This is a genomic window from Candidatus Ruminimicrobiellum ovillum (genome assembly GCF_002392975.1).
In the GTDB taxonomy this organism is placed as follows: Bacteria; Elusimicrobiota; Endomicrobiia; order Endomicrobiales; family Endomicrobiaceae; genus Ruminimicrobiellum; species Ruminimicrobiellum ovillum.
Genome location: NZ_DGIC01000009.1, coordinates 78,970 through 102,337 on the forward strand (window position 1 = coordinate 78,970; position 23,368 = coordinate 102,337).

The 23,368-nt window shown below is 32.6% G+C and carries 26 protein-coding genes and 1 pseudogene; 2 read left to right on the forward strand and 25 right to left on the reverse strand.

The features are described 5' to 3' along the window. Window position 1: 1 nt before the first annotated feature. Genes B2Y85_RS03220 through B2Y85_RS03245 form a run of 6 tightly spaced genes read right to left on the reverse strand, consistent with a single transcriptional unit; the run spans window position 2 to window position 3,244 of the window. Window positions 2-535, reverse strand: coding sequence for a KdsC family phosphatase (locus B2Y85_RS03220; protein ID WP_372519037.1), 534 nt, complete (start codon window positions 533-535; stop codon window positions 2-4). 14 nt (window positions 536-549) lie between these two features. Next, entirely contained in the window at window positions 550-774 is a 225-nt protein-coding gene (locus B2Y85_RS03225) for a hypothetical protein (protein WP_372519038.1), read from the reverse strand. Between the two features lies 1 nt (window position 775). Beyond that, window positions 776-1,606, reverse strand: a complete 831-nt coding sequence (gene kdsA / locus B2Y85_RS03230; RefSeq protein WP_372519039.1) for a 3-deoxy-8-phosphooctulonate synthase — start codon at window positions 1,604-1,606, stop codon at window positions 776-778. Window positions 1,607-1,650: 44 nt separating this feature from the next. Next, on the reverse strand, window positions 1,651-2,070 hold the full coding sequence (locus B2Y85_RS03235) for a secondary thiamine-phosphate synthase enzyme YjbQ (RefSeq protein ID WP_372519040.1): 420 nt from the start codon (window positions 2,068-2,070) through the stop codon (window positions 1,651-1,653). 12 nt (window positions 2,071-2,082) lie between these two features. Beyond that, window positions 2,083-2,598 carry a nitroreductase family protein gene (locus tag B2Y85_RS03240; RefSeq protein WP_372519041.1) on the reverse strand — a complete coding sequence of 172 codons (516 nt, stop codon included), beginning with the start codon at window positions 2,596-2,598 and terminating at the stop codon, window positions 2,083-2,085. A gap of 19 nt (window positions 2,599-2,617) precedes the next feature. After that, window positions 2,618-3,244, reverse strand: a complete 627-nt coding sequence (locus B2Y85_RS03245) for a hypothetical protein (RefSeq protein ID WP_372519042.1) — start codon at window positions 3,242-3,244, stop codon at window positions 2,618-2,620. Window positions 3,245-3,323: 79 nt separating this feature from the next. Here B2Y85_RS03245 and B2Y85_RS03250 point away from each other — a divergent pair, with 79 nt between their 5' ends. Continuing rightward, window positions 3,324-3,926 carry a hypothetical protein gene (locus B2Y85_RS03250; protein ID WP_372519043.1) on the forward strand — a complete coding sequence of 201 codons (603 nt, stop codon included), beginning with the start codon at window positions 3,324-3,326 and terminating at the stop codon, window positions 3,924-3,926. 72 nt (window positions 3,927-3,998) lie between these two features. Then, window positions 3,999-5,477 carry an SH3 domain-containing protein gene (locus tag B2Y85_RS03255; RefSeq protein ID WP_372519044.1) on the forward strand — a complete coding sequence of 493 codons (1,479 nt, stop codon included), beginning with the start codon at window positions 3,999-4,001 and terminating at the stop codon, window positions 5,475-5,477. Window position 5,478: 1 nt separating this feature from the next. Here B2Y85_RS03255 and gcvPB read toward each other — a convergent pair whose 3' ends face one another. From gcvPB to B2Y85_RS03350, 19 genes and pseudogenes are all read right to left on the reverse strand, one after another. Then, the gene (gene gcvPB, locus B2Y85_RS03260) at window positions 5,479-6,912 is read right to left on the reverse strand and encodes an aminomethyl-transferring glycine dehydrogenase subunit GcvPB (protein WP_372519045.1); all 1,434 of its coding nucleotides are present in this window, start codon (window positions 6,910-6,912) and stop codon (window positions 5,479-5,481) included. 4 nt (window positions 6,913-6,916) lie between these two features. After that, window positions 6,917-8,257 carry an aminomethyl-transferring glycine dehydrogenase subunit GcvPA gene (gcvPA, locus tag B2Y85_RS03265; RefSeq protein WP_372519046.1) on the reverse strand — a complete coding sequence of 447 codons (1,341 nt, stop codon included), beginning with the start codon at window positions 8,255-8,257 and terminating at the stop codon, window positions 6,917-6,919. 5 nt (window positions 8,258-8,262) lie between these two features. Further along, window positions 8,263-8,643, reverse strand: coding sequence for a glycine cleavage system protein GcvH (gcvH, locus tag B2Y85_RS03270; RefSeq protein WP_372519047.1), 381 nt, complete (start codon window positions 8,641-8,643; stop codon window positions 8,263-8,265). An 80-nt stretch (window positions 8,644-8,723) separates the two neighbouring features. Then, entirely contained in the window at window positions 8,724-9,338 is a 615-nt protein-coding gene (locus B2Y85_RS03275) for a YqaA family protein (protein WP_372519048.1), read from the reverse strand. Between the two features lie 2 nt (window positions 9,339-9,340). Then, window positions 9,341-10,150, reverse strand: coding sequence for an undecaprenyl-diphosphate phosphatase (locus B2Y85_RS03280; RefSeq protein WP_372519049.1), 810 nt, complete (start codon window positions 10,148-10,150; stop codon window positions 9,341-9,343). Further along, entirely contained in the window at window positions 10,150-11,163 is a 1,014-nt protein-coding gene (locus B2Y85_RS03285) for a hypothetical protein (RefSeq protein ID WP_372519050.1), read from the reverse strand. Before B2Y85_RS03285 ends, B2Y85_RS03280 begins: the two co-directional genes overlap by 1 nt. A gap of 5 nt (window positions 11,164-11,168) precedes the next feature. After that, window positions 11,169-11,672, reverse strand: a complete 504-nt coding sequence (locus B2Y85_RS03290; RefSeq protein ID WP_372519051.1) for a DJ-1/PfpI family protein — start codon at window positions 11,670-11,672, stop codon at window positions 11,169-11,171. 2 nt (window positions 11,673-11,674) lie between these two features. After that, the gene (locus tag B2Y85_RS03295; protein WP_372519310.1) at window positions 11,675-12,187 is read right to left on the reverse strand and encodes a peptidylprolyl isomerase; all 513 of its coding nucleotides are present in this window, start codon (window positions 12,185-12,187) and stop codon (window positions 11,675-11,677) included. 213 nt (window positions 12,188-12,400) lie between these two features. Then, window positions 12,401-13,354: an endolytic transglycosylase MltG gene (gene mltG, locus B2Y85_RS03300; protein ID WP_372519052.1), complete on the reverse strand. Its 954-nt coding sequence runs from the start codon at window positions 13,352-13,354 to the stop codon at window positions 12,401-12,403. After that, window positions 13,342-13,923 carry an NYN domain-containing protein gene (locus B2Y85_RS03305; RefSeq protein ID WP_372519053.1) on the reverse strand — a complete coding sequence of 194 codons (582 nt, stop codon included), beginning with the start codon at window positions 13,921-13,923 and terminating at the stop codon, window positions 13,342-13,344. The genes mltG and B2Y85_RS03305 overlap by 13 nt, the downstream gene beginning before the upstream one ends. 94 nt (window positions 13,924-14,017) lie before the next feature. Beyond that, window positions 14,018-14,596, reverse strand: a complete 579-nt coding sequence (locus tag B2Y85_RS03310) for an outer membrane beta-barrel protein (RefSeq protein WP_372519054.1) — start codon at window positions 14,594-14,596, stop codon at window positions 14,018-14,020. 80 nt (window positions 14,597-14,676) lie between these two features. Further along, window positions 14,677-15,315 carry an outer membrane beta-barrel protein gene (locus tag B2Y85_RS03315; RefSeq protein WP_372519055.1) on the reverse strand — a complete coding sequence of 213 codons (639 nt, stop codon included), beginning with the start codon at window positions 15,313-15,315 and terminating at the stop codon, window positions 14,677-14,679. Between the two features lie 19 nt (window positions 15,316-15,334). Then, complete coding sequence (locus tag B2Y85_RS03320; protein ID WP_372519056.1) at window positions 15,335-16,093, reverse strand: hypothetical protein; 759 nt, start codon at window positions 16,091-16,093, stop codon at window positions 15,335-15,337. A gap of 49 nt (window positions 16,094-16,142) precedes the next feature. Then, entirely contained in the window at window positions 16,143-16,568 is a 426-nt protein-coding gene (gene ruvX / locus B2Y85_RS03325) for a Holliday junction resolvase RuvX (protein ID WP_372519057.1), read from the reverse strand. Window positions 16,569-16,844: 276 nt separating this feature from the next. Continuing rightward, a complete protein-coding gene (locus B2Y85_RS03330) occupies window positions 16,845-18,137 on the reverse strand; it encodes a competence/damage-inducible protein A (protein WP_372519058.1) in 1,293 nt (430 codons plus the stop codon). Window positions 18,138-18,146: 9 nt separating this feature from the next. Further along, window positions 18,147-18,446 (reverse strand): DUF3467 domain-containing protein, encoded by a 300-nt coding sequence (locus B2Y85_RS03335; RefSeq protein WP_372519059.1) that lies wholly within the window; start codon window positions 18,444-18,446, stop codon window positions 18,147-18,149. Window positions 18,447-18,569: 123 nt separating this feature from the next. Then, window positions 18,570-19,634 carry a threonine synthase gene (gene thrC / locus B2Y85_RS03340; protein ID WP_372519060.1) on the reverse strand — a complete coding sequence of 355 codons (1,065 nt, stop codon included), beginning with the start codon at window positions 19,632-19,634 and terminating at the stop codon, window positions 18,570-18,572. Beyond that, window positions 19,634-21,358, reverse strand: a complete 1,725-nt coding sequence (gene thrS / locus B2Y85_RS03345; RefSeq protein WP_372519061.1) for a threonine--tRNA ligase — start codon at window positions 21,356-21,358, stop codon at window positions 19,634-19,636. Before thrS ends, thrC begins: the two co-directional genes overlap by 1 nt. A gap of 193 nt (window positions 21,359-21,551) precedes the next feature. Continuing rightward, a pseudogene (locus B2Y85_RS03350) lies at window positions 21,552-23,357 on the reverse strand (phosphoenolpyruvate carboxykinase (GTP)); the annotation flags it as partial. Between the last annotated feature and the right edge of the window lie 11 nt (window positions 23,358-23,368).

The following is a 23,368-nucleotide window of genomic DNA, read 5'->3' on the forward strand; positions in this document are numbered from 1 at the left end:
ACTATTTACTTATTATATCATCCCATTTTTTATTTGCTTTCAACAAAATTTCACAAACTTCTCTGAATACACCTTTACCGCCATCATATTGAGAAATATATTTTGAAATTTTTTTTGCTTCCATGACTGCATCTCTCGGGCAAACAGATAATCCTGCTTTTCTTAACACGCACAAATCTATAATATCATCCCCTATATACGCAATTTCGGATATTCCTATAGACATTTTATTTGCAATCGTATTAAGAGATTTTAACTTATCTTTACATTCTTGAACTAAAAAATCCACTTTTTGTTCTTTAGCTCTTATCTCAATTTGTTTTGATTTTCTTCCTGTAATCCAAGCAACTTTAACATCGGGTAAATATTCTTTCAACAAATGCATTCCTAATCTGTCTTTAACATTCCAAATTTTTATTTCTTCACCGTTTTCAAGTAAAATAATTTCTCCGGCAGTCATAACGCCGTCAATATCGGTAGCAAGCAATTTTATTTTTGAAGCTGCATTTAATAACTGTTTTGCATATTTTTTCATTATTTCTTCCGTTATTATTTATTTAAGTTATTATCTTCAACGGCAATTTCCGTCTGTTGAGGATTTTTTTCCAGCCATGGAGTAATTTCCGACGGGATATCTCTCATATAAGGTTTTAACAAAAAGTTCAAAGAAAAAAAAGTTATTACAAGAAAAACCGTTATTACAAGAAAAGATTTACATAGCCATGTAAATGTCGGCATCCAAGTTTCTTGTGTCTTAATATCTTTATCTGCCATATTAAAAATCCTTTACCAAAGTATCTATTTTTTTTGTTTGATTTAAAATTGACTTAAACATTTTTAAATCTACGGAATTTGCTCCGTCGGAAAGAGCTTTATCCGGATTTTGATGAGTTTCCATAAATAAAGCAGAAACTCCTACGGCACAAGCGGCTTTTGCAAGAGGCAACACAAACTGCCTGTCTCCTCCGCTTGAAGTTCCGAGTCCTCCCGGTTTTTGAACACTGTGCGTAGCATCAAAAATTATAGGATAGCCGAATTGTTTCATTATTTCTATAGATCTGTAATCAACTACAAGGTTTCTGTAGCCGAAACTTGCTCCTCTTTCCGTAATGGAAATTTTATTGTTAAACTTTGCAATTTTATTTATTACCTGAAACATATCTTCCGGTGCAAGGAACTGACCTTTCTTTACATTTACCGGCAAACCTGTTTTTGCACATTCGACAACCAAATCTGTTTGTCTGCATAAAAAAGCCGGTATTTGTATTATATCTACAACCTGAGCCACCTTTTCTACATCATGTGTGCAATGAACATCGGTAAGAACGGGAACATTAAATTCTTTTTTTATTTCAGCCAAAATTTTTAATCCGTCATCTATTCCGGGCCCTCTAAAAGAATCAAGAGAAGATCTGTTTGCCTTATCGTAAGATGCCTTAAACACAAAATTTATTTTTTCTTTCAAACAAATATCTTTTAATTTTTTAGCCAAATCAAAAACCTGTTTTCTGTTTTCGATAACACATGGTCCCGCAATAATACTTAACGGCAAATTATTTGCCAAACTTATTTTTTTCGTAATGTTTATTTTCTTAAATTTATTCATTCTTATATTATACCAATTATGCTATGTCTTTATCAATTAAAAATCTATTCACCGATAATTTTTATAAGCACTCTTTTCCTTCTTTGTCCGTCAAATTCTCCGTAAAAAATTTGTTCCCACGGACCGAAATCAAGTTCTCCGTTTGTAATTGCGACAACCGTTTCTCTGCCCATAACTTGTCTTTTTAAATGAGAGTCCGCATTATCTTCACCGGTGTCATTATGTCTGTAAAAATTTATCGGTTCGTGCGGAGCAAGTTTTTCAAGCCACTTTTTAAAATCATTGTGCAAACCATACTCATTATCGTTTATAAAAACACTTGCGGTAATATGCATTGCATTTACCAAACATAATCCTTCCTTTATCCCGCTCTCAACTATTGCTTGTTGAACATCATCGGTGATATTAATAAAATCTATTCTGTTTTTTGTGTTAAAAAAAAGTTCTTTTCTAAAAGTTTTCATTTCTTCTCCTTTTTACAGTTCAATTACCATATCTTTCATCTCTTTTCTTTTATAGTGCCAGTCACTCGGCTTCGATTTTTCCGACGGATATCCTAAAGCCAACATCATACCGGGAACAATATTTTCGGAAAGGTTAAATGTTTCCGAAGCAACTTTTGAATTAAAGCCCCTTATCCATAAAGAATGTATTCCTAAATATTCAGCTTCATACATCATTGTTGTTGCGGCAATAGCTGTATCTTGTTCTCCGGAATTGTAACCTTCCTCTCTTTTATTTTTCCAAACCTCATTGTTGTCGTAACAAATTAAAATTATCAACGGAGCATTGTATGTAAACGGTGTAACTTTTGCCGCAAGCTCCAAAGCTTTTTTGCTTTTTAACACATAAAACTTTTGAGGCTGATAATTACATGCCGTAGGGACAAGTCTCCCGGATTCAAGTATTTTATCGAGTTTTTCTTGTTCTACGGGTATACTATCAAAAAATCTTTCGGAATATCTTTTATTTACCAACTCTAAAAAATCCATATACTATCTCCTTAAAACTTTATTGTTTTTCCAAAATTTCAACATCCGTTACATAAATAATTTCACAACCCACCATTTCGCCCCAAGATGATGTGTCGTTTCTGGAAAGAGAGGATGTCCAAGGCATCATACCGGGCTTTTCGGCTTTTACAAGTTGACCTTTAATTGTTACCAAATCATATTGTTTTATTTTAAACAATTTCTTTTTAATATCTTTGTTTGCAGGAATACAATGATTATTTGATATCGAATTTCTTATATCGTGTTCCATTATGGGCCAATATCCTTTTTTCGGGGAATACAACAAACATCTTCTTCTGTGTTTAAACTTGAATTCGGTTATAACTTCCGGCATAGACATCTTTTTCCATGCCAAAGCAACATCTATAGGCGATATCGAAGATGTTGGATCAAAAAAATATCTTTCCGTACTTATAACCACGCCTGTTATAGAATAATCGGCTAACGGTGTGATAAAAAATTTTTTGTATTTAAAAGGCTTAGGCTTTTTTATCATTCGTTGTATCGGTTCTTTTTTTACGAGAATACCTCTCCATTGCGGAGCTTTCTCATATATAAGTCCGAAATAACCTATCACCGCCATCAAGAGACAAATAAAAAATAATTGTATACTTGTTCTGTTCATTTTACGAAATATATTTTATTCATTTAAACAGTTTTTTTCAATTATTTATATTTGAGTTTAAAAATTGTATAATTAATATATGGCTAAACAAATAAAAAAACAACCGCCGAAAACATTTTTGCTTTTATTCATATTGATAGGACTTTATTTCTGTATAGTCGGAAGTTTTCCCGTAAAAATAGAAATAAAAAAGTTACAATCGGTCACGGAAGCACAGATACACAGAAAATCAATGATCCCCCCTTTTAAAAACATTGATTTGATAATACCGAACTTAAAACAAGCTGTAATAACATCTTCAAGAAGTTCTAAGGGACAAGCATCTTACAGAGTGGAATTGGAGGGATATAACGGATATCTTTATCCTGTTACAACATACTATTCTTCCGGATATAATTCCAAACTGTCGTTGCAAACACAAATAAACAATGCAATAAAAAACGGAACTGATTTCAATCATACAATTTGCCAAACTTTTTTCCTTTTCTTCGGTGCCTTATTTGTTACGATACCGTTACTAATGCTGTTTGTCGTTGCAAAAGCAAATAGAGTAAAAAACAATATACAAGAAACCAAGACAACTCAACAAATCCGACAATCTATGCAAAATCAACAGACACAAACAATTTCAGACTCAGAGAATAAAAAATATGAAGACATTAATGATTCTATAATAAAATAAATTTGTTTCTTGTTATTTTATTCTCATAAAGAAAATTAAAATTTTACTTTAAATTTTGTAAAATAATCGTGTATGAAATTCATAAAAGCACTTGTTTTTCTATTACCAATATTACTTATTTCGTCAATATACGCACAGGAGGAACAATCTTTTACGGATAGAGATTATGTTTTTTTTGTTGACGGCGAAGATTTTGACGAAGCTTATTCGGATGATATACCGGTTGACGAAAACGATATCTTTTCAAACAGCAATTTTATTCCCAACGGTCCGATAATAATAAAAGATGTTTCCAGAAAAATGAAATCTGCCGGATATTGGATATCAAAAATAAAAAATCCGGACAAAGAAATATTAACACAGAATCAAATAAAAGCAAAAAACAAAGAATTATTTAAAGATTTAATTTATTTGAATAACATTGAGACTTTTCCCGAATATGTAAGCACCGCATCATTGAAAAGACAACAAAAACAAATTTTTAAATTATTCTATTACAGAAAATATATTGACGGTTCGTTTAATACCATAAATAAAAATTATGTAAACGATATTCATAACAATATAAAATTTCCGAATTCAAAAAAAATCAAAACAAAATATGCACTTGCAACTTCTTATACGGATATAAGATTAATGCCGTCGGATACAAATTTTCTATACGACAAAATAACTTACGATATTGACAGGCTACAAGTTTCAAGTATTGATATCGGCACACCTTTGATTGCATTATTATCAACCAAAGATAACAAATGGACTTTTGTTGTATCTTACAGTGCGGAAGGTTGGGTAAAAACAAAAGATATCGCTTTCACTTCAAAACAAACTTTCTCGGATTGGATAAACGAAAAAAATTTTATAGTTGTAACAAATACCGGCACAGATATTTATTTAAACAAAGAACTGACAAAATACTATGATTTTATTCGTATGTCGACAAAATTACCGATATTAAAAAAATTTGACAACAATATTATTTGCGTAAAAATACCGAAAAAAACAAATAAAGATAATTTAATTTTTGAAAAAGTATATCTTAACGGTGAAGATATAAATGTAGGTTATTTAAAATATACGCAAAGAAATGTTCTGCAACAAGCATTTAAACATCTTAATTCCCCCTATTCTTGGGGAGGATATAACGGTGATCCCGATTGTTCAACTTTTATACGACAAGTTTTCGGAAGTTTCGGTTTAATTCTTCCGAGAAATTCTTTAGCACAAATAAAATCTGGAAACAAACAAACAACTTTAAAAAGAAAAACTTCCGATTCGGAAAAGAGCAAAGAAATTATATCAAAAACGACACCTGCAATATCTATATTATATTTACCGGGACATATAATGCTTTATATCGGGAATGAAAACGATACCCCATACATAATTCATGCAATATGGGGTAACGAACACTTTATAAACAAAAAAGAAAGAGTTGTAAGCTTTATAAACAAAGTTGTAGTATCAAATCTAAATATCGGAAAAGGAACATCAAAAGGTTCTCTTTTACATAGAGTTACCAAAGTTAATACTTTAACTTTAAGAAAATAAATTACCAATGCAGTTTAGGTTTTCTTGCCGCCTCAACTTCATTCAATCTTTTAACGGAAGTATTTACCGGAGCATTATGAACAACTTCCGGATTAGTATTGGATTCTTCTATTATATTCAACAATGTATCCGTAAATTCATCTAACGTTTGCTTAGATTCGGTTTCCGTCGGTTCTATCATCATTGCCTCTTCAACTATTAACGGGAAATAAATTGTCGGTGCATAATAACCGTTATCCAAAAGTCTTTTTGCAACATCCAATGTTTTTATATCATTACCCAAAACACCTTTTAACGACATTGCAAATTCATGCATGCAAGAATTTCCTGCAGGAATTTTAACTTTGTGTTTTAATTTTGACAATATATAGTTTGCATTTATAACAGCTTGTTTGGAAGCCTCTGTTAAACCTTCCCCACCAAGCGATTTTATATAAGCACAAGCTTTTAATATAACGGGAAAATTCCCGTAAAAAGCTTTCATTGTTCCTATAGATTTATCTTTATTGTTAAAATAAAGTTTAAATTTTTCATTTTCTTTTACAACAACAGGAGAAGGTAAGCATTCTTTCAAAAATGCTTTTACACCTACAGGTCCTGATCCCGGTCCTCCTCCGCCATGCGGAGTAGAAAACGTTTTATGCAAATTAATATGCATAACATCAAAACCGATATCCGCCGGACGAACAATTCCCATAACGGCATTAAGGTTTGCACCGTCGTAATAAAGCAAAGAACCGTTATCATGAATTAATTTTGATATTTCTTCAATATTCTTTTCAAACACACCTAAAGTATTCGGGTTTGTCATCATCATAGCGGCAACATCACTGTTTAAAACTTCTTTTAATTTTTCCGGAGAAACAATACCGTTTTCGTCGGATTTTAAAGAAATAATTTCAAATCCCGACAAAGCCGCCGATGCCGGGTTTGTTCCGTGTGCGGAATCCGGAACTATTATTTTGGTTCTCTTTTCATTCTTATTTTTAAAATATTGAGCAATTATTAAAAGCCCGGTATATTCTCCGTGAGCACCCGCTGCAGGTTGTAAAGTAAAATAATCCATACCTGAAATTTCGCACAAATCTTTTTGTAATTCGTACATTATTTCCAAACTGCCCTGCATACTTTCTTCATCCTGATAAGGATGTATTGTAGAAAACCCGTCGAATTTTGCGATTTTTTCATTTACTAACGGATTATGTTTCATTGTACACGAACCCAACGGATACATTGTTGTACTTAAAGCATAATTTTTTCTCGATAAATTTGTGTAATGTCTCAATAAAGTTGATTCCGAAAGATTCGGGATATCAGGAACTGTTGTTCTTTTATATTTATCGTCAATATTTGCATTTAATTCAACATCACTCTCAACTATTACGGTACTTCTGTTTGATTGTATTTCGTTTAATGTTTTATTATTGTTTATCATAGTTTTACACTCTGGTTAAAATTTCAGCTAATTTATCTATTTCCTGTTTTGTTCTTTTTTCCGTAACTGCAAACATTATGCAGTTTTTATATTTTGCATCTGTTTTGCCTAAATCCAACGGACCTAAAATATTTTCTTTCATTAACTCTTCGTTTATTTTGTCTATATTTTTATCCGTTTTGAAAACAAATTCGTTAAAGAATACGGAATTTTCAAACAGCGGAACAAAACCTTTTATATTCTTTATTTTTTCAAAAGCATATCTTGCCTTGGAAATATTTGTTTCCGCCAACTCTTTTATTCCCTGGCTGCCGAGATAAGCGGCATAAACACATGCAGCAAAAGAATTAAGTGCGGCATTGGTACAAATATTTGATGTTGCTTTTTCTCTTCTTATATGTTGTTCTCTGGATTGCAATGTAAGAACAAAACCTCTTTTACCGTCTTTATCTACGGTTTGACCTACAATTCTTCCGGGCATTTTCCATTCCAATGCCTTTGTTACAACCATAAAACCGAATGTTGAACCTCCGAGATACATTTGGTTACCGAAAACTTGTCCCTCTCCTACGGCAATATCGGCACCGTACTCACCGGGAGTTTTTAATAAACCTAAAGATACGGGATTAACAACCGCAACAAACAAAGCTTTTTTATCTTTTGATGCTTTTGATAACTCCTGCATATCTTCAACTGTTCCGAAAAAGTTCGGAGATTGAACAACCACAGCAGCTACTTTTTCATCTAAAACATTATTTAAAACATCTTTGTTTAAAGCCCCTGTCTTGGAATCAACATCGATTTTTATAATTTCAATGTTCAAATTTTTGGTATATGTTTCAACAACCGAAATATATTCGGGATTTAAAGCGCTTGATATAACAACTTTATTTTTTCTTGATGCTCTGATTGCAAGCAGTATTGCTTCGGCAACTGCCGTTGCTCCGTCGTACATTGAAGCATTGGAACATTCCATTCCCGTAAGTTCGCACATAACACTCTGATATTCGAATATTGCCTGTAATGTTCCCTGACTTGCCTCCGCCTGATAAGGAGTATAGGCCGTCCAAAACTCCGATCTTCCTATAATTTCGTCAACTATAGACGGAACAAAGTGATCGTAAATTCCAGCACCTCTAAAACAAGCGAGATTTGCTTTATTTTTTTGCGCATACCGTTTAAATAAAGATATCAATTCCTGTTCGGACATACCTTTATCTAAATTTAATTTTTTTACTCTCAATGTTTCGGGTATCTGCAGAGACAAAAGCTCTTGTGTATCTTTTACACCGATACTTTCAAACATCTCTTTTCTGTCTTTATCACTTACTGGTATATAATTCATTTATTTTAACCTTCAATTGATTTTGTATATTGTTCCGCATTCATTAAACTTTTTAAATCTTCTTCATTTGATATTTCCAATACGAAAAAATATCCTTTTCCGTAAGGATCCTGATTTATAAGTTCAGGTGCGGAAAGTAATTCTTCGTTAACTTCAACTATTGTTCCCGATACAGGACAATAAATATCAAATGCCGATTTTACCGATTCAACAACAGCACACGGTTGTTCTTTATCGAATTTTTTACCTACTTCCGGTAATTCAACATGAACTATATCCGTAATTTCATGCTGTGCATGGTCGGTAATTCCGACATAAACTTTGTTACCTTCTTTTCTTGCCCATTCATGAGTTTTTGCATAACACAAATTGTTTGGTGTATTCATTTCTTTCTCCCGAAAACTAATATTTTAAAAGTTGTTTTAAATGTTTTTATAGAATACTAAATTAAAAGCCAAAAAGCCAATTATTTTGCAAACATTTTAACACAACAAAATCCCCCGATAAGAAGGATTGTAAAAATAATTGTAAGAAGGTTAAAATATTTTTCTATAAAGTATTGAATTTTTTCGCCGAAAACTCTTATAAGTATTGCAACTATAAAAAATCTTGCAGATCTTCCTATTGACGATGCAACAATTAAAGATATTAAAGAAATTTTAACAAGACCTGCAACTATTGTAAAAACTTTGAACGGTATGGGTGTAAATGCGGCAGTAAAAATAGCAAGAAAGGCATGCTCATGGTATTTTGCGCTTACAACATCCACAGCACCCTGTAAATTATACAAATCTACAATTTTTTGACCTATAAGTTCATAAAACTGATATCCGATAAAATATCCCAATAAAGCGCCTAAAACGGAACCTACGGAACAAATAAGAGCTATTTGAAACCATTTTTTTCTTTCGGCAATAACCATAGGAATAAGCAAAACATCAGGCGGAACGGGGAAAAAAGAACTTTCGGCAAATGCTATAAAAAAAAGTGCCCAACTTGCATATTTGGTTTTAGACCAATTTATTGTCCAATCATAACATTTTCTTATAAAGTTCATCGGATATTCAAATATTTTTTTCATCGTTAACCTTTAAAATAATAAAAGCCTAAAAGAAGTGCTCCGAACAAAATTCTGTACCAACCGAACAGTTTAAAGTTATTTACGGAAATATATTTTATAAACCATTTTATAACAATTATCGCGGATATAAACGCGGAAACAAATCCAACGGCTATTATTATGCAAGAATCAAAATTAAGTATCGACGAACTTTTATATAAGTCATACAATGTTGCAGCAAACATTATAGGTATAGCTAAGAAGAAAGAAAATTCCGCAGCGGCTTTTCTGGAAAGTCCGGAACAAACCCCCCCCATTATGGTTGCTCCCGCTCTTGATACTCCGGGTATAAGAGATAATATCTGTGCAAGTCCCACTATAAGTGCCGACTTTTTCGTTATATCATATGCTTCTTGAGTTTTAACCTGCAACTTTTTATTTTCTATATAAATTATTGCATATCCGCCCAAAATAAGTGCAAAAGATACTGTTATGGGATTGAACAAATAATGTTTTATTATTCCGTGAAAGAAAAAACCTACAACAGATGCAGGAACAAAAGCTATAAAAAGATTTATTATAAAATCAAAAGACTTTTTATCTTTGAATGCAGTTGTTATTAAATTTAAAATTTTTGTTCTGTATAGCCAAACAACGGCAAGTATTGCGCCAAGCTGAATTACTATTTCAAACAGTGTTGTAATTTCGGTATTAAATTTTATTATATCGGCACAAACAATCAAGTGTCCCGTGGAAGATATCGGCAAAAATTCCGTAAGACCTTCTACTATTCCCAAAAAAATTGTTTTAAATATCAGGATTATATCCAACATTAGAATGTATCCTTTCTTGTGTTACCGGAAATAATTATTCCGACAAAATCGTCTTGTTCATCTTTTACGGGAGTGAGATTTATTTTATATGCGGATATATCAATATTGATAACATCCGAAGGATTTTCCAACAAAGTTGAAACTGATTTCAATATTTCGGAATTTCTTGTAAGTTTTACTATATGTTCCCCTACTGTTTTTTCATCCAATACAACATTGTTATCATCCGAGCAATAAATAAGTCTTGCATTACTGTCTAAAACAACGAAAATTTCATCACTGTAACTTAAATAAGATTTACATAAAACATTCATAAAATTTTTCAATTTTAAAAGACTGTTTTCGTCGTTTTCATCTGCATTTCCGCTATAAGACAATGCCATTTTAACAATGTCATAATAAATTGTTTTTTTCGTTGTATTATTTACCGACAAATACTTTTTTGCCTTATTGAAAGGGCGCAAAAATAAAAATTTCGACAAATAATAAACCGCAAAAGCAAACAACAGTGAAACAATAAATCCATACACATAAAGTTTTATTTTCCATAATTTCAAACTGTCATAAATTGACTGTAATGAAAATTTTACGCAAAGCGAAGATGTTTCGTTTAAAGGTAACGAATAAACCATGGTATAAGAATCAATATTTCTTACGGCAACCTCTTTTATTTTTACAAGTTCTCTATAAAAATCCTGATCATATTTTTTATTCCACTTTTCGGAATTATCGTGAATTAAAATATTCAAATCTGAATCTATAATAAAACTTTCCTGAACCGATTTTATTTTTGATAATTTTTCTATTGAATAAAGTAAAGATATGTCATCAACTTTTGTTAAGGAAGCTTTTATTTCCGGAGCTATAAGTTCTATCCCCGAAACTATACTTTCTTGAGCCGATTTTATTTGTACGGAAATTCTTTCTTTATAGAGAATTTCTGCAAACAAATACATCAATACTGCAGAAAACAAAAATGATAATACGGATAAAATTATTATATTTCTTTTCATAAGGGTTATATTACTTTTAATAATGTTTCGGCAAATTCCGTTGCTGCCTGAGGGCCGTTACCGGTAACGATTTTTCCGTCAACCTCAACGGAATTACCGGTATAAATCGCTCCGTTTTGTAACAAAGCATCTGCTCCGTCCGGAAATACCGTTGCTTTTTTATTTTGTAACAATCCTGCATTTGCAAGTATTACGGGAGCTATACATATAGCACTTACGACTTTACCTTTTGCATAAAATTGTCTTGCTATATCGTGAACTGTTTCATCTTCAAAATAAACGGCTGCTCCGCCGCCGCCTACAAAAAATATTCCGTCGAATTCGTCAACTTTTATATCTTTTGCAAGCATTTGACTTTGAGCCTTTATTTTTATTTTTCCGTATATTTCGCCGATAACAGTGCTTGCCGTAGTAACTTCAATACCGGCATCTTCCAATATTGTTTTAGGTTCAATATATTCTTCGTCTCTAAAAACTTCCGGTGCAACCACAAATACAATTTTTTTCATAATTATTTTTCTTTTATTGTTATTTTATTTATATATACCGGTTCAATAGGATCGTTGGAAAATCCGCAATCGACTCTTGCGATTTTTTTAACTATTTCCAAATCTTCGTTGCTCATAACTTGACCGAATATAGTGTGATGACCGTTTAACCAAGGTGTTGTAACTTCGGTAATAAAAAACTGTGAACCGTTTGTATTAGGACCGGCATTTGCCATGGCAAGAAGTCCGGGTTGATTAAATTTTAAACCGTTGTTCGTTTCATCTTCAAAAGTATACCCGGGACCGCCTGTTCCTGTTCCCAAAGGACATCCGCCCTGTATCATAAATTCGGGAATAACTCTGTGAAAAGTTAAACCGTCATAAAATTTTCTTTTTGTTTTTTTACCTGTTTTCGGATCCGTAAATTCTTTTTTACCTTCCGCAAGACCTACGAAATTTGCTACCGTTACAGGTGCTTTATCCGCAAACAATTCAACTTCGATTGTTCCCATAGATGTTTCAATAATTGCTTTCATTTGTTTATTCTCCATTCTTTTTATTTCTTTGGCAACATCATAATCATCTTTTACTTGATCCGATTTGTTAACGACAGTTTTATCTGACGAACAAGCAAAAACAAAAAACAAACTTAATAATATAAAATATATCTTTTTCATAATAAGAAAATTTTACTACAAAACTTTGTTTGGTGTCAACAAAAAAATGCGGAGCATTTTTTTGCTTACAGCTTATTTATTGTTCTTTTTGGAAACAATTTTGTTTTTAATGTGCTGTTCGAATGTTGAAGAAAAATAGTGTGTACCGTTACCTTTGGAAACGAAATATAAACTGTCCGTTGCTTGAGGATACAATACAGCATCTATCGCTTCCGCTCCGGGATTACAAATTGGTCCGGGTGGTAATCCTTTATATCTGTATGTGTTATACGGAGATTCAAACTTTAAATCTTCGAAAGATAATCTTGCCTTGTTTATCCCCATAGCATATAAAACCGTCGAACAAGATTCCAATCTCATACCTTTAGATAATCTGTTTAGAAATACTCCCGCTATTATAGGTCTTTCACTGTCTGCTATTGCTTCTTTTTCAACTATTGAAGCAAGAATTATAATATCTTTTTTAGATTTATTTATTTGTTTTAATCTTGCTTCTCTGTCTATTGTCCAAAATCTGTTAAATTCTTCGTTCATAACTTTTATTATTTCTTGTTCGTCCATTTGAGGCAAAAGGAAATATGTGTTAGGAAACAAAAAACCTTCCATATTTTGTTCGGTAGCCAAATTAATGAATTTTTCTTCGTCACAAATTTTATTTTCCGCTAAAACTTTTGCTATCTGTTTTATGTTAAAACCTTCCGGAATAGTTACTTTTATATTTTTACTTTCACCGTTTTTTATTTTGCTTATTATTGTATTTAAAGGATCTTTCTTATTAAAATCGTATAACCCTGCCTGCAATTTTGTGGAATAGCCGTAAAATTTTATTAAAGCAACAAATAATTTTTGTGATGAAATCACTTCGGAATCTTTTAAAATTTTTGCTATTGTATGAGGCGAAGAACCTTTGGGTATAAGAACTTCAACAACTTTATCTTCTCTTGTTGCTTGAAATATTATTAATAAAACAAAAGCGAAAAATATTATAAAAATTATTGTTGTTATTATTTTTTTTATTTTAGCCATAAATCGCTCAACTCCGCCGTTATATCAAATTCCGTATCGGCATTTTCCTTTTTCTTTTTATTTTTATTTTCTTTTTTAGGTTGTTTATCTTCCTTCAACCATAAATCGCTGAGTTCTCTGCTTATTTCTGAAAAATCGTCTTTTTGTTTCATTCTTATAATATTGTTCGGCCTTGTTTGTTCTTTTGCTCTGTTATATATAAACTCGGCAACTGCCATTTTTTTTGCACCTTTACCGCCGATTCTCCTAAATATACCTTTATCGTTGGTAACTACCGTAATATTATACGGCTTTTGAGCTTTTTCAACATATTCCACAATAACATCATCAGCGGATTTTTGTCCTTCACTGAAAATTGTTTTTATTCCTTTTATTGTGGTTGTCGTATAACCATCGGCTTCATAAGGGTTGGAACTTCTGCAATCAAAAACAATTGTAACTTTATTGTTACCTTGCGGATTATATTTCAATATAAAGTCAATAAGCTTATCTCTCTGCAATTCAAGTGTCCTTGCAGAAAACATCTCGCTGAACTTAATTACATTGTATCCGTCTATCAAAAATTCCATTTTTATATTATATCAAAAACTTAATATAAATGTTTACACAAAAAAAGCGAGAAAGATTGTTGTTCTTTCTCGCTTTTGTTCTTTAAATTATAAATTATAAACTGAATTTATAACCTACATTAAGTGTTGTTGCCGTATACTGAAGATCAACTGTGTGTGCATGATATTTAACACTTCCGTTAGATGATGATAGTACAAACTCTACAATAACAACATCTTTTATTACTGTTCCGGCACCTATACCCAAATATATACCCGTATCAGGATCTTTTGGAGCCTCATCTAATCTTACCATACTCAAACCTAATTGACCGATTAAATACATACTTGAAAATATTTCGGATTCGATTTTTGCTTCAGGTTTTACAGCCAAATATATATTTGTGGTTCCTGCTTTCATTTTTCCATCAACATCAGCCTTTGTTTCAGTATCAAAAGTATAGTTAACACCTGCACCTACAGATAAATTATCAAACAATCCGTAAAAAAATTCAGCTCCCAACGATACCGGCATATTTAATTTAAAAGTAGAACTAATATCATCCTCACCATTCTTAATATTATTACTTAAACCTAGACCTAATTTTGCATTAACAGACATATCTCCTTTTTGCGCAAATACAGGTACTACAAGTGCCACTGTTAATATTAAAGCTATTAAACTTTTTTTCATTATTTTTTTCTCCTTATATTTTTTCATAAATCCCGTATCAAGTACGAGATGACACTGTTGTCGAGATTTTAACGACAAAATTACAATGCGAATTTATAACCTACATTAAGTGTTGTTGCCGTATATTGAACATCTATCTTTGAAGAACCTCCAAAAAGGTCTCCTTCGATTTTTCCGTTAGCGGAAGAGCATATAATTTCTACAATAACAACATCTTTTATAATTGTTCCAAAACCTAAACCCAAATATAATCCACTATCTATTGCCGGAGATTCATCTATCCCATAATGATCATTTTTTACATTTGCTCTTGCCGTTGTCAAACCTATTTGACCAATTGCATATATGCTTGAAAATATTTCAGATTCGATTTTTGCTTCAGGTTTTACAGCCAAATAAACATTTGTTGTTCCGGCTTTAATTTTTGAATTGAAGGCAGGATCTTCGGATTTAGCTTCAGCATCAAAAACATAACTTACACCAAAACCTACGGATAAATTATCCATTACTCCATAAAAAAATTCAGCTCCCAACGATACCGGCATATTAAGTTTTAAATCCAGAGATACATCGTCCGGAGCACCAAAAGCTCCATAATACGAAACAGAATTGTTTAAACCTAATCCCAATTTTGCATTGACGGACACATCCCCTTTTGCTGCAAATGCAGGTATTACCATTGCTACTGCCAACAATACAACCAACAACGACTTTTTCATTGTTACTACCTCCTTTATATTATTGTGTTACAATTTCTCCAAGTCTTGAAACTTTAAACTTAATTTCTTTTGTTACTTCTTTACCTAATGCTCTTACTTTAAATACGGCAACATATTTGCCTTTTTTCAAATCGGTTTTTGGTAACAATCTTTCATTAAAATCTCTTTTCTGTTCACAGTATGTAGGAACTGTTTCCTGTATAGGAAGAGTTTTTAATAATTTCTTTTTCTTCTTGGTATATATTTCAACGTTTCCGGAATGTCTTATATGGACATTACCTTTATTTTCCAATTTTAATTTATAAGATATGAAATCTCCTGCCGTATACAAATCTAAAGAATCTATACCGAAATCCACATTTTCGGTTCCTTGAACCGTAACATATATCGGAACAGATATTGATATACTTATCATTTGTCCTTCTTCTTGATCTACCGAGAAATTTATTCTTGCGGAAATTGAACCTTTAAAATTTTCATTCACTTTAACAGTATAAGGAACTTCTACTTTTTCTCCTGCAGGAATAAAATATTTATATTTTTCAAAAACCAACCAACTGTTAACGTCCGCATCTTTATTTGCCGAAAAAGTATTTCCCTTAGTAACTTCAACAGTAATATTTATATTTCTTTCATAAGTGTTTTTTACGGTATATTTTCCTTCATAAGTAGAACCCGGTTCACCGAAAACATTGGTTACGGACGGGTCAACCGATAATCCGGCATAAGCTAAATTAAAACAAAATAAAAAACTTAAAATTGCCAAAAATTTTTTCATAATATCTCCCGAATCAATATTCTTAATATTTACATATTTTACAATAATTTTATAAAGAATTTAAATGAATATCCAAATATGTTTGCAAAATAAATGTTGCCGCTAATTTATCTCTTAAACCTTTTCTTTTTTCTCTGGAAATATTTGCTTCTTCCACTAACACTCTTTCAGCTTGTGCGGTAGTTAATCTTTCGTCTATCATTTCAACTTTTATATCGGTAACTTTTCTTAACTCTTCAACAAATTCCGTAGCAAGTTCCGCCATTTCACCTTCGGTGGCATTCATATTTACCGGTTTTCCGACAACTATACAAGAAACTTCTTTTTCTTTAGCTATTTTTAAAATATTCTCAATGTTATTTTTAAGTCCTTTAAATTCTATAACATCAAAAGGCTGTGCCATCATTCCCATAATGTCGGACAAAGCCAACCCTATTCTTTTTTTTCCGTAATCTATTCCTAAATACCTACCCATAACAAAACCCTCCGGATTTACGGCAATTTATAACTATTACTATAATTGCCTTTTTAAAATTTTCGTTTACAAGCATGATTAAAGCCGTCTATGAGTGCAGAAAATTTTAAAGTAAAAAGCTATAAATCAAAAAGCTTTTTAGTGCGAACATGTTTGAAGATTTTTCCGTTACATTATGTCATTAGAAAAAATCAAGTTGGAGCACGGCTTTAAAAATTTCAAGCGAATGGCTTTTTTGCTTGTAAATGAGAAATTTTAAAAGAACAATAATAAAAATCACTTTGTGATTTTTTTATTTCTTGTTTTTAATATCAATCTTCTTATACTGTCAAGTGCAACATTTGTTGCTCTTTCTCTTATGTCTTGTCTTGTTCCCAAAAACTGAAATTTGTTTACTTCATTATTTCCGTTAAACGAAACACCTATATAAACAAGTCCTACCGGTTTTTCAGCGCTTCCCCCGCCGGGCCCTGCAATTCCCGTAATACTTATTGCATATTCCGACTTGGATAAAGAAATAATTCCGTTAAGCATTTCGTTTGCCGTCTGTTCACTTACGGCGCCGAACTGTTCCAATGTTTCTTGCTTAACATTTAACAACTGCATTTTAGCTTCGTTTGAATAAGTAACCACGGACTCTTTGAAACACATTGAACTTCCGGGTGTGTTTGTGAGTTTTGATGACACCATACCGCCCGTACATGATTCGGCAACGGATACTGTTCTTTTTGTTTCTATCAACATTTTTTGAACAACACCTTCCAATGTTTCTTCATTATATCCGTAAATATTGTCACCTAACACATTTATAAATTCATTATTTATGTTTTTCAATGTATCGTCTATTGTAAGTTCGTTTTCACCGCTTACGGAAACTTTTACATCTATTAAAAAGTTATGTGCCAATATCGCAAACTCAATATCTTCATCGTTAGACAAATATTCTATTGTCGGTTTAATTTTTTCATCAACCAAAGATTCCGCCATACCGCAAATATGAAGTATCAATGTTTTTTTCATTTTAACCTGATAACTTCTCATAAAAGGTAAAATATTTTCTTCAAACATCGGATGCATTTCTCTCGGCGGTCCCGGAAGTAAAAATATTGTTTTTCTTACTTTTTTATTTTCGTCCGAAGAATAATTGAAATGCAACATTTGTCCGGGAGCAGTTCCGAATCTGTTTTCCAAAACTTTTGCACCTTCAAGAATTTGAGCTTGTCTTTCATTGTTTGCGGCAGGACAATTTATTCCCCTTTTTTCAAAATATTGAACTATTGCTTTTGCGACAGACTCATCCTTATAAGTTTTTATATTTAATATTTCCGATACTGTTTCTACAGTTATATCGTCGAAAGTAGGTCCTAATCCGCCGGTAACTATAATAACGGAACTTCTTTTTACAGCTTCCTGTAAAACAGACTTAAATTCATTTTTTCTGTCGGCAACGGTCGTTATTAACGATAACGATAAACCTATCTCGTTAAGTTTCGAACCGATAAAACCTGCATGTGTATTTAGTTTTCCCGTAAGCAATTCACTGCCGCTGCAAATTAATTCTATGTTCAATTTAATCACCTAATTATAAAATTTTGATTGTTCCTGAATACTTGTTTCACTGTTTTTTATCTGACCGAATCTCATTTCATATTTTGCAATGTTGTCTTGCAATGCCTGTAAAAATTTTTTTGCATGCAACGGAGATGTTATTATTCTGTTTTTTACTTTAGCTTTACCGTTTTGCGGTTGAACAAAAATAAAATCGATAATAAATTCAGTTTGAGAATGAGTTATTAAAGCTAAATTCGAATAACTTCCGTTAGCTGTTTGCTCATCTATTTCTATTTTAATCTCTTGCTTTTTTATTTCTTCTGCCATAATTTTCTCCCGCTATAGTTTGCTTACATTGATATTATACAAAAAAACGGCAATGTCTTCACATTGCCGTTTAACTATAAACTCTAAGCTATAAGCTTTAAGCTAAAAATCGCTTTGCGATTTTTATAAACCTATTGTCTTTATAATTTCTTTCATATCTGCTTTAACTTGTGTAGGTTTTGTTGAATTTTTAACAGCGTTATCAGGATCTTTTAATCCGTGACCTGTTAATATACAAACTGCCGTTACATCTTTTTGGTCTTTAAAATAACCCTTTCTTGTATATTTTAATAAACCTGCAAACGATGATGCGGAAGCAGGTTCCGCAAAAACACCCTCGTGTCTTGCTATCATTTTGTATGCTTCTATAATATCGTCATCACTAACCATATCTATAACGCCTTTGGATTCATCTCTTGCTTCTTCCGCCGTCTTCCATGACGCAGGATTACCGATTCTTATTGCCGTAGCCAATGTTTCAGGTTTTTCTATAGGATAACCTCTAACTATAGGAGCTGCACCTTCCGCTTGGAATCCCATAATTTTAGGTAATGCATATTTTTCAGGGAACAACTGATTAAATTCTTTATAACCTTTCCAATATGCCGTAATATTTCCTGCATTTCCTACAGGCATAAACTGATAATCGGGAGCTTTTTCCAAATATTCACAAATTTCAAAAGCACCTGTTTTTTGTCCTTGTATTCTGTAAGGATTAATTGAGTTTACTAAAGTTAACGGATAATTTTTGCTTAAATCTTTTACAAGTTCCAAAGCTTTATCAAAATTTCCGTCTATTTCAAGTACCAATGCACCGTGCATAACAGCCTGAGAAAGTTTACCTAAAGCAATTTTTCCTTCAGGAATTAAAACTACACATTTTATTCCTGCTCTTGCCGCATAAGCTGCTGCAGATGCAGATGTATTACCTGTAGAAGCACAGATAACGGCTTTACTGCCCTCTTCAACGGCTTTTGATACAGCCATTGTCATTCCTCTGTCTTTAAAGGAACCTGTAGGGTTTAATCCTTCATATTTAAAATATATTGTTCCCGGGAAACCTATTTCTCTTGCAAGGTTTCTTGCAGGAATTAAAGGAGTATCTCCTTCATGTAATGTTATTACCGGAGTTTTGTCACTTACCGGCAAATATTTCCTGTATTTTTCAATTAATCCTTTATATGCCATTATTTTTTCTCCTTAACATCATTCTTAACAAGTTCAATGAACTTTTCTACAGGCATTGAACCTAAATCTTTATTTCCCCTTGCTCTAACGGCAACAGCACCGGATTCAACTTCTTTACCGCCGACAACCAACAAGTAAGGAATCTTTTGCATTGCATTTTCTCTTATCTTGTGACCGATTTTTTCGTTTCTGTCATCGAAGTTTACTCTGATTCCGGCTTCTTTTAATTTTTTAACAACATCTTTACAATATTGTTCTTGTTCGGGAGCAATATTTAAAACCGCTGCTTGAACAGGTGACAACCATACAGGCAATGCTCCTGCATAATGTTCGAGCAATACACCGATAAATCTTTCAAAAGAACCCATCAATGCTCTGTGAACCATGTAAGGTCTTGCTTTTTTACCTTCTTTATCTATGTAATAAATATCAAATCTTTCAGGTAAATTGAAATCAAACTGTATTGTGGAACACTGCCACAATCTTCCGATAGCATCTTTTATCTTAATATCTATCTTAGGACCATAAAATGCTCCGCCGCCAGCATCTATTTCGTAATCGTAACCTGTCTTCTTCAATGCATTTTCAAGAGATTTTTCCGCATCGTTCCATTTTTCTATTTCACCTACATACTTCTTTTCGGGTCTTGTTGCCAAATAGATTTTATATTCGTTAAATCCGAACATTTTTAAACAATCTATTGCCATTTTAAATACGGTCAAAATTTCTTCTTCCAAAAGTTCTGGTTGAACGATAACATGTCCATCGTCTTGCGTAAATCCTCTTACTCTCATAAGACCGTGCAATACACCCGACTTTTCAAATCTGTAAACTGTTCCCAATTCTCCGTATCTTATAGGAAGTTCTCTGTAAGAATGAAGTTTTGTTTTATATATCATCAAGTGCATAGGGCAATTCATAGGTTTTACTCTGTAAGGTTTGCCTTCAATTTCCATAGGAGCATACATATTTTCGGAATATGTTTGTAAGTGACCGCTTATTGCATAAAGTTCTTCACTTGCAATATGAGGTGTACACAATAAATCGTATCCGTTATCCAAATGGAATTGTTTCCATTCGGTTTCAATTATATTTCTAAGCATAGCACCTTTAGGATGCCACAAAACAAGTCCGCCGCCGACTGCATCGTTTATAGAGAACAAATCAAGTTCTTTACCTAATTTTCTGTGATCTCTTTTTGCAGCTTCTTCCAATTTATTTAAATATTCATCCAAATCTTTTTTTGTATAAAATGCCGTTCCGTAAATTCTTTGTAATTGTTCTCTGTCGGAATCTCCTCTCCAATAAGCACCTGCTACGGACAAAAGTTTAAAATATTTTATTTCGCCTGTAGATTTTATATGAGGTCCTCTGCAAAGGTCAGTAAACTGTCCGGACTGATAAAATGTTACGGTATCACCCTCAATAGCTTCTGCCAATTCTTTTTTATATTTTTCACCTTTTTCTTCAAAGAGTTTTATTGCATCCGCTTTGTTTACTGTTGTACAAATAAAAGGATCATCTTTTTTTGCAAGTTCGTGCATTTTCTCTTCTATTTTTGCTAAATCATCAACGGTAAAAGGTTCTTTTCTGTCGAAATCATAATAAAAACCGTCTTCTATTGAAGGACCTATAGCAACTTTTGTTCCCGGAAACAATTCCAAAACCGCTGCTGCCATGAGATGTGATGTTGAATGTCTTAACGTCTGTAAATCTTTTTCCATATTCTTTTCTCCACTTGTAAACTAATTTAGTTAAATTTTAATAATACTGCCTACAACAATCTTTACTATTTTATTTACAAGTTCGTGTTCGTGTGCGTGAATCAAACGAATACTTAATTATAAAATGTGATATTGAATATTTCAATATGTATATTTTCTTTCCCATTTCAACATTCCTAATCTTAAAAACTTCTTAAGCAAATTTTTTCTTTAAATCATCAAGTTGTTTTCTCAAAGCTTTCGGCAATCTGTCACCGAACTTTGCATAAAATTCCTCTATCAAAGGAATTTCTTTTTGCCATTCTTCTTTAGAAACTTTAAACAATTTATTCAAAGTTTCCTTAGATATATCAAGACCTGATAAATCCAAATCTTCTACTTTCGGGAACAACCCGATTTCTTTCTCCTGAGCTTCAACTTTACCTTCGATTCTGTCTATCATCCATTTTAATACTCTGGAATTATCTCTGAATCCCGGCCACATATAGTTACCGTCTTCGTCTTTTCTAAACCAGTTAACCATAAATATTTTAGGTAATACTTTTGCTCTTTTTGCAAAACTTAACCAATGACCGAAATAGTCACCCATGTTATAACCGCAGAACGGTAACATAGACATCGGATCTCTTCTTACGGCACCGACTTTACCTGCAGCTGCTGCAGTTGTTTCAGAACCGATAATTGATGCATCAAACACACCGTTTTCCCAACTTGTACTTTCGTATACCAAAGGAATTGTGGATTTTCTTCTGCCTCCGAATATAATACCTGAAATAGGTACTCCTTGAGGATCATCAAATTCCTTTGCAAGTGTCGGGCAGTTATATGTTGAAACCGTAAATCTTGAATTTTTATGTGCCGCAACTTCACCTGAATTCTTATCGTATTTCTTTCCGTGCCAATCAATTAAATTTTCAGGAGTTTCCGAATATCCCTCCCACCAAGGTGTATTGTCGTCTGCATTAACTGCAGTGTTTGTATACAATGTGGGGAAGAATTTGTTGTTCTTCAATGTTTCTACCATTATAGGATTTGTGTGTTTACCTGTTCCCGGTGCTACACCGAAAAATCCCATTTCAGGGTTCATTGCATAAAGTCTTCCGTCCGGTCCGACATTAATCCATGCAATATCGTCACCCAATGTCCAAACTTTATAACCTTTCAATACAGGGTTTAATAATGCTAAATTCGTTTTCCCGCATGCTGACGGGAAAGAACCCAAGAAATAAGTTTTTTTACCTTGGGGATCTTCTACTCCGATAATAATCATGTGTTCCGCAAGCCAACCTTCTTTATAACCTAAATAAGAACCGATTCTTAAAGAACAACATTTTTTACCGAGCAATGCATTTCCGCCGTAACCCGAACCGAAACTCATAACTAAATTTTCTTGAGGAAAATGCATAATATATCTTCTTTCGGGATTAACATCACCGATAGAGTGCATACCTTTAAAGAAATCGTTTGAATTGCCTATTTTATCTATAGCTACTTTTCCCGTTCTTGTCATGATTCTCATACTTATTGCAACATAAACTGAATCTGTAACTTCAACACAACATTTTGAATAAGGAGATTTGGGGTTACCCATAAGGAAAGGAATTACATACATTGTTCTTCCTTTCATACAACCTTTAAAAAGAGAATTTAATTTTGTTTTTGCTTCCGTAGGATCCATCCAATTATTGTTCGGTCCTGCATCTTCTTTGTTCGGTAAACAAATAAATGTTAATTGTTCCGTTCTTGCAACATCGTTAGGATTAGATCTGTGCCAATATGCACCGTAAAATTCATCTTGATTTAATTTCTCCAAAACAGGATGTCCGTCAATTTGTTCCTTTTCACCTATTTCAGCTAATCTTTTACCTTCTTCTTCGGAACCGTCCATCCAATATACTTTGTCCGGTTGCATTAATGCAATTTGTTCGTCAACCCAATTCTGTAAAGGTGTTTTCATTTCTCTTTCTCTCCATAAAATCGCTTCGCGATTTGTTGTATTTTTATTTTAAT